The sequence below is a fragment of the Chryseobacterium vrystaatense genome, assembly GCF_000737765.1.
GTDB lineage: Bacteria > Bacteroidota > Bacteroidia > Flavobacteriales > Weeksellaceae > Chryseobacterium > Chryseobacterium vrystaatense.
In genome coordinates, this window is sequence record NZ_JPRI01000001.1 from 72,897 (window position 1) to 86,441 (window position 13,545).

The 13,545-nt window shown below is 37.1% G+C and carries 13 protein-coding genes; 6 read left to right on the forward strand and 7 right to left on the reverse strand.

The genetic code is table 11. From position 1 onward, the window contains the following. Positions 1-51: 51 nt before the first annotated feature. The 7 genes from paaD to IW16_RS00365 all read right to left on the reverse strand — a co-directional run bounded on the left by paaD (position 52) and on the right by IW16_RS00365 (position 6,063). Positions 52-516, reverse strand: coding sequence for a 1,2-phenylacetyl-CoA epoxidase subunit PaaD (gene paaD, locus IW16_RS00335; RefSeq protein ID WP_034738580.1), 465 nt, complete (start codon positions 514-516; stop codon positions 52-54). Positions 517-597: 81 nt separating this feature from the next. Further along, positions 598-1,347: a 1,2-phenylacetyl-CoA epoxidase subunit PaaC gene (gene paaC / locus IW16_RS00340; protein ID WP_034738581.1), complete on the reverse strand. Its 750-nt coding sequence runs from the start codon at positions 1,345-1,347 to the stop codon at positions 598-600. A gap of 74 nt (positions 1,348-1,421) precedes the next feature. Beyond that, positions 1,422-1,703, reverse strand: a complete 282-nt coding sequence (gene paaB, locus IW16_RS00345) for a 1,2-phenylacetyl-CoA epoxidase subunit PaaB (RefSeq protein ID WP_034725794.1) — start codon at positions 1,701-1,703, stop codon at positions 1,422-1,424. Positions 1,704-1,822: 119 nt separating this feature from the next. Beyond that, entirely contained in the window at positions 1,823-2,761 is a 939-nt protein-coding gene (gene paaA / locus IW16_RS00350) for a 1,2-phenylacetyl-CoA epoxidase subunit PaaA (protein WP_034738582.1), read from the reverse strand. An 89-nt stretch (positions 2,762-2,850) separates the two neighbouring features. Next, complete coding sequence (locus tag IW16_RS00355) at positions 2,851-3,936, reverse strand: 2Fe-2S iron-sulfur cluster-binding protein (protein ID WP_034738583.1); 1,086 nt, start codon at positions 3,934-3,936, stop codon at positions 2,851-2,853. Further along, entirely contained in the window at positions 3,936-5,252 is a 1,317-nt protein-coding gene (locus tag IW16_RS00360) for a phenylacetate--CoA ligase family protein (protein ID WP_034738584.1), read from the reverse strand. The genes IW16_RS00355 and IW16_RS00360 overlap by 1 nt, the downstream gene beginning before the upstream one ends. A gap of 235 nt (positions 5,253-5,487) precedes the next feature. Then, a complete protein-coding gene (locus tag IW16_RS00365; RefSeq protein WP_034738585.1) occupies positions 5,488-6,063 on the reverse strand; it encodes a TetR/AcrR family transcriptional regulator in 576 nt (191 codons plus the stop codon). A 403-nt stretch (positions 6,064-6,466) separates the two neighbouring features. On the opposite strand from IW16_RS00365, the gene clpB reads away from it, so the two are divergent. The 6 genes from clpB to IW16_RS00395 all read left to right on the forward strand — a co-directional run bounded on the left by clpB (position 6,467) and on the right by IW16_RS00395 (position 13,436). After that, positions 6,467-9,061 carry an ATP-dependent chaperone ClpB gene (clpB, locus tag IW16_RS00370; protein ID WP_034738586.1) on the forward strand — a complete coding sequence of 865 codons (2,595 nt, stop codon included), beginning with the start codon at positions 6,467-6,469 and terminating at the stop codon, positions 9,059-9,061. 566 nt (positions 9,062-9,627) lie between these two features. Beyond that, the gene (locus IW16_RS00375; protein WP_034738588.1) at positions 9,628-10,629 is read left to right on the forward strand and encodes a zinc metalloprotease; all 1,002 of its coding nucleotides are present in this window, start codon (positions 9,628-9,630) and stop codon (positions 10,627-10,629) included. Between the two features lie 184 nt (positions 10,630-10,813). Then, on the forward strand, positions 10,814-11,350 hold the full coding sequence (locus IW16_RS00380; protein WP_034738589.1) for a hypothetical protein: 537 nt from the start codon (positions 10,814-10,816) through the stop codon (positions 11,348-11,350). 33 nt (positions 11,351-11,383) lie between these two features. Beyond that, complete coding sequence (locus tag IW16_RS00385) at positions 11,384-12,034, forward strand: hypothetical protein (protein WP_034738590.1); 651 nt, start codon at positions 11,384-11,386, stop codon at positions 12,032-12,034. Then, entirely contained in the window at positions 12,013-12,798 is a 786-nt protein-coding gene (locus IW16_RS00390; RefSeq protein ID WP_034738591.1) for a sensor histidine kinase, read from the forward strand. The genes IW16_RS00385 and IW16_RS00390 overlap by 22 nt, the downstream gene beginning before the upstream one ends. After that, a complete protein-coding gene (locus IW16_RS00395) occupies positions 12,795-13,436 on the forward strand; it encodes a response regulator transcription factor (protein WP_034738593.1) in 642 nt (213 codons plus the stop codon). Before IW16_RS00390 ends, IW16_RS00395 begins: the two co-directional genes overlap by 4 nt. Positions 13,437-13,545: the final 109 nt, after the last annotated feature.

The window sequence follows — 13,545 nt, forward strand, 5'->3', positions numbered from 1 at the left end:
TTTCTTATTTAAATAATGAAGTCATTTATTCTGAAAATGAATTCTTACTACTTAATGACACTTAAAATAATCAAACGGCTCCAGACAGTCGAGACATTGGTAAGAAGCCTTACATAAGGTAGATCCAAATCTGCTGATCTGTTTTGAGTTCACAGAGCCACAACGCGGACATTTTTTCGGTTTCCCGATGTGATGTTCGTCCGCTCCTTTTTCAGGAGGTGTGATTCCGTACACACGAAGTTTTTCTCTCGCTTCATCCGTTAACCAATCTGTTGTCCATATCGGAAACATTTTGGTTACCACTTTCGCATCCCAGCCGTTTTCCTTCATCAACTTAATGATATCTTCCTCAATGGTGAACATGGCAGGACAGGCAGAGTAAGTGGGTGTAATCGTTACCTCGCATGTATTTTCGCCAGTCACTTTCGCCTCTCTTACAATACCCAATTCCACAACATTAATCACCGGAATTTCGGGATCGGGAACCTGGGACAGTATGTTTAATAAATTATTCAATTTTTTGATCTAACAATTTAACAGTATATCAATGTACCAATTATTACCAGATTGTTCCATTGATTTGTTTGTATATTAATCTTACCATGTACATCCAGGATACGCTCTCTGCATATACTGAAGTTCGCAAAGGATAAATCCGAAATATTCTGTATGGTATCCTGTTCTTGATTTGGGCTGCATGAATGGATTTGCCGGATACTCCAGTCCGTATTCTGCAAAATCTTTTTGTGTGATGGCCAGAAATTCTTTGTACAATTCGTCTCCGTCCGGAGCGATATTCAAAGCAATTAAATCATCTTCACCTTCTACTTTTGCAAATAAACCTTTTGAATATTCCCAAATGTTTTCAAGAGCTTTTACCAAACGTCCACGGCTTTCTTCTGTCCCCTGAGCAAAAATTTTCATCCAGGAAGAAGCATGCGTATAATGGTATCTCACTTCTTTTAAAGATTTCTGAGCCAATGCAGAAAGTTCTTCATCCGCTGAATTGGACAATGCCTCATACATCAGTTTCTGATATACAGAGAATACATAGACTTTAAGAATGGTCTGTGCATAATCTTCATTAGGAAGTTCAACCCAATGTGCATTGACATATTCGTGCTCGTATCTTAAAAATGCCAAATCATCTTCACTTTTCCCATTATCCGCCACTCTTGATGCATACACATAAAAGTTATTGGCCTGGCCAAGTTCGTCCAATGCAATGTTTGTTAATGCAATGTCTTCCTCCAAATATGGACCTTCACCACACCATGCAGACAGTCTTTGTCCCATGATGAAGCTGTCATCAGCAAACTTTAATAAATAATTATATAATGAATTCATTGTTTTATTTTTTTTGTAAAACGTAAAATGTCGGTTGTACTTTGTACTTTTTACAGCCTACCTTTTACAGAAAATTACATATTTTTTACATCGTTAGGAATGTCGTAGAATGTCGGGTGACGGTATAATTTGTCATCTGCCGGATCAAAGAAAGCTTCCTTATCAACTCCTTCTGAAGTCACAATATATTTACTTGGAACCACCCAAACAGAAGTTCCTTCTTTTCTTCTTGTGTAAACGTCTCTTGCATTCTGCAAAGCCATTTCTGCTGTTGGCGCCTGTACTATTCCTGCGTGTTTGTGAGATAATCCCGGTTTAGTCTGAATAAACACTTCCCACATATCTAAATTTGCCATAGTCAAATTCTAAATTTAACAATGTATCAGTGTAACAGTTTACCCATTAAAGATTCTTCGCTTTTGCTCAGAACAACAATTGGAGTGTTACATTTTTACATTGGTATATTGTTACATTATTATATTACTTCTTTTTGTTGTTTCTCTGCAAAAGCGATTGCCGCTTCTTTTACCCAAAGGTTTTCCTGCTGTGCTTTCACTTTGGTCTGTAATCTTTTCTTATTACAGGGTCCGTTTCCTTTTAGGATTTCCATAAATTCATCCCATGGAAGTTCTCCGAAATCGTAATGCTGTCTTTCTTCGTTCCATTTCAGATCTTTATCCGGCATGGTTAATCCTAAGAATTCAGCCTGGGAAACAGTAACGTCAATAAATCTCTGACGAAGACTGTCGTTGCTTTCTCTTTTCACTCTGTAATTCATAGAGATTTTAGAGTTAGGCGAACTGTCATCATTCGGACCAAACATCATTAAAGCCGGCCACCAGAAACGGTTTAACGAAGCCTGAGCCATTTCTTTCTGCTGTTTTGTACCACGGCAAAGTGCCATTAGAATTTCGTAACCCTGTCTTTGGTGAAAGGATTCTTCTTTACAGATTTTCACCATCGCTCTTGAATAGGGACCGTATGAATTCCCCATCAGCATCACCTGATTCATAATGGCTGCACCATCTACCAACCAACCGATGGCACCTATATCTGCCCAGCTTAAGGTAGGATAATTAAAAATACTTGAGTACTTCGCCTTACCTTCCAGCATATCTTCATAAGTAGCATCTCTGTCAGCTCTGATGGTTCCATTTCCTAAAGTTTCAGTGGCAGAATACAGGTATAAACCATGGCCTGCCTCATCCTGAACTTTAGCTAAAAGAGCCATTTTTCTTCTCAATGAAGGTGCTCTTGAAATCCAGTTGGCTTCCGGCAACATTCCAACAATCTCAGAATGGGCATGCTGTGAAATCTGACGAACCAATAGCTTTCTGTAATCATCGGGCATTACATCTTTGGGTTCTACTTTATTCTCTTCGTGAACGTATTGAACAAATTTTTCTAAGTCCATTTCTTTTGTTTTTTTGTATTAAAGTAAAATGTCGGGGGGGGGTACAATGTATTTTGATATACTTCTTACCTTGTACATTTTACAAAATATTAAACGTCATAATTAAGCATCACCACATTCGTTGTCGGGTGACATTGACATGTCAGAACGTAACCTCTGGCTACTTCGTCTTCGGTAAGCGCGAAATTTTTCTCCATGAAAACCTCTCCTTCCAAAACCTGCGCTTTACACGTACAACAAACTCCTCCTTTACACGCGAAAGGTACCGGAAGATTGTCTTTCAATGCTTTATCTAAGATACTCTCTTTTTTAGAATTAAGGTGGAACGAATATTCATCATCATCAATGATCACCGTTACCATACTTTCTAAATTGGCAATAGCCTTAAATTCATCACTCATTTCCTCAGAATTTTCTTCGTCAGGAGCGGTGAAATATTCAAATAAAACCTGAATAGCAGGCACTTTTTTATCTTTCTTTAAATAATCTGCAATGCCTTTGATCATTTCAGCTGGCCCACAGATAAAATAGGTAGCTTCTTTGACATCAATTTCTGTATATCTTTCAAATAACTGTTCCAATTTTTCTGCAGAAATCCTTCCTTCGAATACAGGATCTTCATGTTTTTCACGGCTTACTAAATAAATTACCTTCAGTCTTCCGTGGAAGTGCTCTACCAACTTATCAATTTCGCCTCTTTTCATCACATGATTCATGCTTCTGTTGCTGTAGAAAAGATAAGCGCAGCTATTAGGCTCCTGATAAAGACTTTCCTTAATATTTGATAAAACAGGGCTGATACCACTTCCTGCAGCTAAACCTATATAGGTTTTCACATTGGTAGGGTGATAAGAAGTATTGAAACCGCCCATAGGTGGCATCACTTCCAGCACCTCATCCATATGAAGATGTTCATTGAAATATCCTGAAACTTTACCCCCTTCCAAAAGCTTTACCAGTACTTCCAGTGTATTGCTTTTTTCACTTGGAGCGTTGCAGATAGAATAAGAACGTCTTTCCTCATTCCCGTTGATCATCATACGGAAATTAAGATACTGCCCCTGTTTGAACCTGAATTTATCCTTCAGCTCTTCGGGAACTTCCACGGCTACGTTGACCGCATCAGGAGTGTCTTTCTGAACCCTTACCGTTTTAAGTTTATAAAATGAATTCATTATTTTTTAAGTATTCTATTAATTTTTCCGCCTTCGCACTTTGGCAGGCTGTCCTGGGCATGAATCTTCACTTTCGTGGTAATCCCTACCCTCTTTTTTATTTCGTTTTCTATGTTTTTTCCAAAGCTGCCGACAAAATTAAAATAATCATCGGTATCTGCATCTATTTTTTGGACTTTCACCCATTCGTCATCAATTTCCACATCAATATCCAGGGCTACACACATCTGTTCTTTTTCGATAGGCGTAAGGTAGTAGTTCGGAACAACTCCTTTTACGTGAGAAAAAGCTTCTTCGATTTGGCTTGGATATACATTGACACCTCTTACAATCAGCATATCATCTGCTCTTCCTTTGATTGGTCGCATCTTCACCATAGTTCTCTTTGCACTCTCATCGTAATAAAGACTCGTAATATCATTGGTCCAATATCTTAAAAGCGGCATCGCTTTTTTCGTTAACGTAGTAATGACCAAAACCCCTTCTTCTCCCAAAGGAACCGGCTGTTTGGTTATTGGATCTAAAATTTCAGGATAAAAATGATCTTCCCAAATATAAGACCCCCCTTTTTCCTCAAAATCCTCCATAGATACTCCGGGACCGATGATCTCGCTTAATCCATAGATATTTGTTGCATGAAGTCCCAGTCTTTCTTCAATATGGCTTCTAATAATTTCAGTCCATGGTTCTGAGCCTAAAACAGCATATTTCAAACTTATTTCTTCAGCTGTAACTCCTCTTTTTGCAAATTCATCAGCGATCGTCAATGCATAAGACGGTGAACAGCAAATCACCTCAGGTTTAAAATCAATAATCAGATCTACCTGTCTGGCGGTCATTCCTCCTGAAATTGGGAGAACACTCATTCCAAGCTTTTCTGCTCCGTAATGAAGTCCTAATCCACCGGTAAAAATCCCATATCCATATGCATTATGCAACTGCATTCCAGGTCTTGCTCCCGCTGCATATAATGATCTTGCAACCACTTCACTGAAAAGATCAACATCTTCTTTTGTATATCCCACGACTGTAGGCTTTCCTGTTGTTCCACTTGAACAGTGAATTCTCTGCAACTCATTTTTCGGAACTGTAAAAAGTCCAAACGGATAATTATCCCTTAAATCGTGTTTGTAAGTAATGGGAAGTTTCGTAATATCTTCAATCGACCTTATGCTCTGTGGAGATATTCCTGATTCATTAAATTTCCCTCTATAAAATTCTGATCTCTCTCCAAGATAGCCGACCAAATCTGTCAACCGGTCAGACTGAAGCTGTCTCAACTGGTCAAGCTTTAAATATTCAACTGAAAAATCCATATCCTTACTAACTAACATTTGTTAGGTGTAAATTTAAAAAGAATTTCAATCCTGACAAAATTTTTATGACTTTCGTCATATTTTGAATAATTCTAAATAACTTATTAATTCTAAAAACGGCTGATTATGCCCACAAACAAAGCAATTATTAAAATTCTTATCAGTAGAAAATCATCCATTTTCAAAAATATTGAAGTGATTAAAAAAAATTGAGCCTTTTGTGGAAAAAAGTATATTATTTCTGATTGCCCAATAAACCGTACAGAAGTTTTTCTCTTATTTCATCGGTGATTTCAGAGGTTGATTCGGTATTTCTTTTGAACCAGAAATAGGAATTATTAAGGGTGTGAAGAATAAATCTCGTGGTAAAGGTAGGTGATTTAAGTTCCCAGTTTTGGGCATGGTAGATCTCAGAAATCAATTGTTCTACTTCTTCCTGATAGTTTTTTCTTAATTCTATAAATTCCGGAAGCCTTTCATCAAGATGCCTCCATTCATTGGAATATATATGGGTAACATCACGGTTTTGGAGAACAACAGAAAGGTGTTTATCGAGGAATAAATTGAGTTTATCTTTTGGGGCAATGTCTGTACTTTTTACTTCCTGGAGTTCGTCAAAAAATTCCTGCGCAATACCAAAGCAGATCCATTCGAGGATTTCTTCCTTTGAGCGGATATGAGCATACAGCGACGCAGCTTTGATATTAAGCTTTGTAGCCAGATCTCTTACTGAACTGCCCATATACCCCTTCTCTTTGAAAAGGTCTACTGCTACGTCTAAAATTTTTCGTTGTTTTTCTTTAAGCTCCATCTGGTAAAATGCAAAAGTAATTATTCTCAGGTTAATAAGTTAATTTAATGCTATGATTTTAAACACAGAAGCGGGAGTTTTACCAAATCACTATGTCAATTAGTAAAATTTCCTCTTTATTCCATTGAAAGCTTTTTTTTTAGCATGACGGTTTTTCCACTATTTCATGGCAAATGAAAAGGAATCGGAAATTTTGTCTAGTCAACTCTCTGTTAAAAATAGTTAATTCGGAAATTTTGTCCAATTTTTTTGTAAATTTAATAATTGAACAGTTTTTGCGGTAAGGTAATCGATTAAATGATTAAATAACTGATGGCATTAAGAAACTGGGCCTTAAAATTTAGTTTCTTGATGTCTTTTTAAAACTCAACCAAAAACAAATTATTACCAAAAACATAAAAATATGAACTTAAACCAATATACTGTAAAATCACAAGAAGCTATTCAGGCAGCCCAGCAGACTGCTCTGGAGTTTGGCAATCAGAGTATCGAGCCACAACACATACTTGAAGGGATCTTTCAGATTGATGAAAATATTTCGCCTTTCTTATTAAAAAAATCTGAAGCAGATGCAGCTTTGGTAAGAGAGCGTAACCGTGAAAGTATTGAAAAACTTCCGAAAGTTGAAGGAGGGAATATCTATCTTTCCCAGTCAGCTAACAAAGTTTTGCTTGACGCTCCAAATGTTGCCAAAAAAATGGGTGACGAATATGTAACAATTGAGCATTTATGGTTATCATTACTTGAAACCAGTTCTGAAGTTTCCAAGATGCTTAAAGATATGGGCGTTACCAAAAGTCTTTTGGAAGGTGCAATTAAAGAATTAAGAAAAGGCAGCAAAGCTACTTCTGCAAGCTCGGAAGAAACTTTTCAGTCCTTAAATAAATATGCTAAAAACTTCAACGAATTAGCAGCAGAAGGGAAACTGGATCCGGTAATCGGACGTGATGAAGAGATCAGAAGAGTTCTTCAGATCCTTTCGAGAAGAACAAAAAACAACCCGATCCTAATCGGGGAACCGGGTGTTGGTAAAACGGCCATTGCAGAAGGAATTGCACACCGTATCATTTCAGGTGATATTCCAGAAAACCTAATGGACAAAACGTTGTATTCATTGGATATGGGAGCACTTATTGCCGGAGCCAAATACAAAGGTGAATTCGAAGAACGTTTGAAATCTGTGGTGAATGAAGTAATCAAATCGGAAGGTCAGATTATTCTTTTCATCGACGAGATCCATACATTGGTAGGTGCCGGGGGCGGTGAAGGAGCAATGGATGCAGCCAATATTCTTAAACCTGCTTTAGCAAGAGGGGAATTAAGAGCGATCGGAGCCACTACTTTAAATGAATACCAAAAATATTTTGAAAAGGACAAAGCACTAGAGAGACGTTTCCAGAAAGTAATGGTGGAAGAACCGGATACGGAATCTGCAATTTCTATTCTTCGTGGAATCAAGGATAAGTACGAAGCTCACCATAAAGTAAGAATCAAAGATGAAGCGATCATTGCTGCTGTAGAAATGTCTCAGAGATATATCTCAGACCGATTTTTACCGGATAAAGCGATTGACCTTATTGATGAGGCTTCAGCCAAGCTGAGAATGGAAATCAATTCCAAACCTGAGGAACTTGATGTGCTGGACAGAAGATTAATGCAGCTTGAAATTGAATTGGCCGCTATTTCCAGAGAAGGCAATCAGACGAAGATCGACCATTTAAAAGAAGACATTTCAAAAATTTCTGAGGAAAGAAATGAGATCAATGCGAAATGGCTGAAGGAAAAACAAAAATCCGAGGATTTAACTCAAATTAAAAAAGATATTGAATCTCTTAAACTGGAAGCAGAGAAAGCCTCAAGAGCAGGTGATTATGCGAAAGTTGCAGAAATTCAGTATGGTAAAATAAAGGAAAAGGAAGATGCTTTGCAAAAACTCGAACTGGAGATGCAAAACCATCAGAATGAATTGATCAAGGAGGAAGTTACTTCTGAAAACATTTCTGAAGTGATTGCCAAATGGACAGGAATTCCTGTTACCAAACTAATCCAGTCTGAAAGAGAAAAATTACTGAACCTTGAAGGTGAACTTCACCATCGTGTCGTAGGACAGGATGAAGCTATTGGAGCAGTTGCAGATGCGATCAGAAGAAACAGAGCAGGATTAAGTGATGATAAAAAGCCAATCGGATCTTTCTTATTCCTAGGAACAACCGGTGTCGGCAAAACTGAGCTTGCAAAAGCTCTGGCAGAATATTTGTTCGATGATGAGAATAATATGACAAGGATCGATATGAGTGAATACCAGGAAAGACACAGTGTATCCAGATTGGTAGGAGCTCCTCCGGGATATGTGGGATATGATGAAGGCGGACAGTTAACAGAAGCGGTAAGAAGAAGACCTTATTCTGTCGTTTTACTGGATGAAATCGAAAAAGCACATCCGGATGTTTTCAATACTCTTCTTCAGGTTTTGGATGACGGGCGTCTTACAGACAACAAAGGACGTGTGGTGAACTTTAAGAATTCAATCATTATTATGACTTCCAATTTAGGTTCACACCTTATCCAGGAAAATTTTGAAAATATTACAGAGGATAATCAGGATGGAATTGTAAGCAAAACGAAAGAAGAAGTTTTTGACCTTCTGAAACAGACTTTGCGTCCGGAATTCCTTAACAGAATTGACGAAGTTGTATTGTTCCAGCCTTTAAATAAAAAAGAGATTGGTAAAATTGTTCAGTATCAGTTAAGAGGTTATAATGAGATGCTGGGCAAACGAAACATTATCATGACTGCCACTCAGGATGCTGTAGATTACCTGATGAATAAGGGTTATGATCCATCTTTTGGAGCAAGACCCCTGAAAAGAGTGATTCAGCAGGAAGTTTTAAATAAATTATCGAGAGAGATCCTTGCAGGAACCGTGAATGAAGGGGACAGAATCACTTTAGATTATTTCGAAGAGACAGGCCTGGTCTTCAGACCGACTGATCAATAAAGTAGTTTTTTTCATATATATTATTTTTGTAAGTAAGTGGTACAGCCCAATCTGTACCACTTATTTTTTACATATCATATTTATCCATATATGGTGAAATAATAGTATATTTATCATCCAAACAAATTAATAACTAAAACAAAATCAGTATGAAAAAGCTAAAAAGAAATGATTTAAAGCAAATCAGCGGTGGGATTACTCCTATATTGACAGAATGCGACATCGATATGAACTGCCCTCATGGGCTTTGTTGCTCGACAAATAATATCTGCAGGGATCCTAAAAAATACCCTTGCATGTAAAGTACAGACCGGAGAAAAAATCTCCGGTTTTTTTATTTTAACACTATTTATGATTTTCAGAATAATTTCAAAGAAACAGTCTATCAATTTAACATATTAATAAATTGATTAAAATATTTCAGCAAAATAAATAAATCAATGAATAATTTAAACTTTAATAAAATAACATATTAGTAACAAATAGTGTTAAATAACTAAATAATAATCATCAAATACTTATTTTTCATACATTTGTGATAAATCCAAACCACAAAATATATTTTTATGAAAAAAGCAGTATTAGGAGTATTGATTACTCTCTTTGTTTCGTGTACCAACGAAACCGAAAATCTAAACACAGACAAAACCACTTCAGATCCGGTTGCTATGGCAGACAAAACAGCAGTCATTTGCGGCTCTGATATGGTGAGACAAAAATTCCTTTCAGAAAATCCTGATGCTGCCCAGCGTATGCTTCAGATAGAAAACAGCACTTCCGAGTTTATCAAGCAAAAAACGATGGGTAAAGTACTACCGGACGGCAGCGTTGAAATTCCTGTCATCTTCAATGTTCTGTATACGAATGCAACCAACAATGTATCAGACGCACGAATCAATTCCCAGATCGATGTACTGAACAAGGCTTTCGCGTCGACTCATGCCAATGTTTCCAACATTCCTTCGGCATTCCAACCGGTGAATGCAGGGGATACAAAAATCAAATTCAGACTGGTACAGGTCAACAGAAAATCTACGACGACATCCAACTGGGCTCCTAATGACAATATGAAAAAATCTTCAACAGGAGGAATCAACGCCACAGATCCTACTAAATATCTTAACATCTGGGTAGTAAATTATATGCCATACCAAACCGGATACGTACTTGGATATGCTACTTTCCCTGAATCTGCAGGTCTTTGGAATGACGGAGTTGTAATGATGGATGAATATATCGGTGAAGGCGGCCCAGTGGCTACACACAATAAAGGAAGAGTAACGGTACACGAAGTAGGACACTACCTGAACTTAAGACACATCTGGGGTGATGCTAATTGCGGAAATGATTTCGTAGATGATACTCCACAACAGATCACCAACCATAGAGGGGTTCCTTCTTATCCTAAAATGGAAACCTGTGGCGGCGTATCAAGATCTGTAATGTTCATGAACTATATGGATTACTCTGATGAAACTACCTTATTCATGTTTACAAAAAAACAAAACGACAGAATGCAGGCTTCCATTTCTGCGAACGGTCCAAGAGCCGGGTTGAGATTATTATAAAATTTCATCTTCAAAAAAATAGAGAGTCCTCAAGCTGTTTGGGGACTCTGTTTTTTACAAATTTTCACGTTTTCATACAATCCGTAAAAACACGGAAAATAAATAGGTAAAAACACATCTGTTTAACATAAAATTTTAACGAAATTTGCGGAACTAACAGATATTTTCTTATAAAGCTAACGTTATGAAAACAAAACCTACTTTAGAAGCCGAATCACTTGAAGCCGTTTCAAGCAGTAACACCATCGCTTCAGAGCTTGTACGGAATTTGATTTCCAATTACAGAAACAATCAGATGCAGGCTGTTAATAAAGAATTGGGGATTACAGACTCCCACTCTATATGGTTTGACCTTCCTAAACTGAAAAAATTCATTGAATGTATTGAAACTGAAGCCAGAAATGTAAACCCAGATGTTTCTGAAAACGACCTGGGCATCAGATTTTATTATGCAGCCTATCCGAAAGCAGAAGACTGGGCCATTATGGAAAGCCATCCCGTAGAACAGGAATATGCACAAAGACACACTTTGGTTATGGTCCCTACTTTAAAAAAGGAGGATGAATCAGGTGAAATGCTTCATTATGATTTTTGTCCGTCCAATAATGGGTCTACATTAGCAATGGCATCAAAAACCAAAAAATCCGGTCCAATAACTCTTGCAGAAAATCACGGAGCCCTATCTCCTCCACTTGACCCCAAGGTTGAACAATTTCCTTAATTCAATTAATAATTTATTTACCATTTACTCAATATGACTGATTTTCAGAAGATACTTCAGGAGTCTATGATCTGGACAGAAGGACTCACTGCCATAATATCCCTTATATACTACAATCGTGGTAATAAAGACGGGTATTGGAAGTATTTCTCTATATATCTTATCCTCATGTTTCTTTCTGAAGCTATGGGTAAATGGGGACACTTGCTCGTAGAATATGACAAACCAAAGTTTTTCAATTATTTTGTAATCCCGATTGAGTTTCTTTTCTTTTACTGGCTTTATGCCGCAAAAGCACTGGGCAAGCCAAAATTATTCTATGCTCTGTCTGCCCTCTATCTCTTGTCATTTTTACCCAGCGAAATATTCTTTACCACGAAAAAGATCATTTTCTCTTTCAACTACACATTTGGATGTCTTATACTAATGGTATTGGTTATTATGGAATATTACAGACAGATTAACTCTTCTGACATTTTAAACTTCAGCAGTAACAAGATGTTCTACATTAATCTGGGAGTCACTTTATTTTATATTGGAACCCTGCCCTTTTGGGCATTCTTCAGTTTGATCACTAAGTATCGGGAACTCTATAATGTATACTATAATTATTTTCTGATTTCTGGAATTATCATGTACCTTCTATTCTCAATTTCATTTATATGGGGAAAACGGAGCTCTTAATAACCATTATTCTGTTCAACATATTTTTTGTGTTGTTTGTGGCTGCTGTGATGGTATACATCAGAAAGTACAAGCAGCGTAAAAAAGAATATATGAATGAAATTGAAATAAAAAATGAAATTCATCAGCGCGAACTTCTTGCGACCCAGCTAGAAATTCAGCAGGCAACCATGCAGCAGATAGGACGAGAGCTCCACGATAATATTGGTCAGAAACTGACATTGGTAAGCCTATATACCCAACAGCTTCTTTACGAAAACCGGGTTCCAGAGGTAAGCGAAAGAATTGATCAGGTTTCGCAGATTATCAATCAATCGCTGGAGGAACTTAGAAATCTCTCTAAAACACTGACAGACGACAATATCAACCAAAAGGAAATTGTAACTTTGATTCAGGAAGAGGTAGATAATACCAATACTTTCAAAAGATGCAAGGTAAATTTCGAACACAATTTTAAGCAGCTTGATCTGGGATTTGTACACAAAAATGTACTGCTCAGGATTACACAGGAATTCATCCAGAACAGTATAAAACATGCTAACTGTAAAAACATTTTTATTAAACTCAATACTTCTGAAGATATCCTTTGGGAGCTTCATATCAAAGATGACGGTATCGGATTCGATAAGGCTACTATCAAATCCAATGGCATTGGTTTGACGAATATGAAAAACAGAGCTGCCATTATAGGTGCTGATTTCAGCCTGGAAAGTCAGAAAAACTCAGGAACCGAACTCCATATTATTTTAAAAAAACAACCATGAAAAAAACGATAGTTATTGTTGATGACCACATCCTTATAGCCAAAGCACTGGAAGGGATTATTGGTAATTTTAATGAATTTGAAGTGATCTATGTTTGTGAGAACGGCAAGGATCTGATCGAGAAGTTTGAAAATAAAGAAAAGATTCCGGATATTATTCTTCTAGACATCAGCATGCCTATCATGGATGGATTTGAGACAGCTGCCTGGCTTACACAAAACCATCCGGGTATCAAAGTAATGGCACTCAGCATGCAGGGTGACGACAACAGCGTTATTAAAATGATCAAAAACGGCGCTAAAGGATATTTACTGAAAAACACTCATCCGAAGGATCTGGAAACAGCATTGACGAACTTGAATTCCGATGGATTCTTTTATCCGGAATGGGCTTCAAAAATCATATTTTCCAATCTTAACAAAGATAAGGAAACGGCAAACGCAGTAAAAATTTCTGACCGGGAAAGAGAATTCCTGAAATACACGGTCACCGAATTGAGCTACAAGGAAATTGCAGACAGAATGTGCTGCAGCCCGAGAACTGTAGAAAGCTACCGCGATCAGCTATGTGACAAATTAGATCTGAAAACGCGTGTGGGGCTGGCTGTTTTTGCAATTAAAAATGGATTTGCAGGTTAAGTCAAATCAAAAAAATTAGATTAAAAATATAAATCAGTTTCATTGATTTGCATGATTATTTTCAATAAAAATAAATCAATCTATAAATTATTTAAACACACTTTAGTGA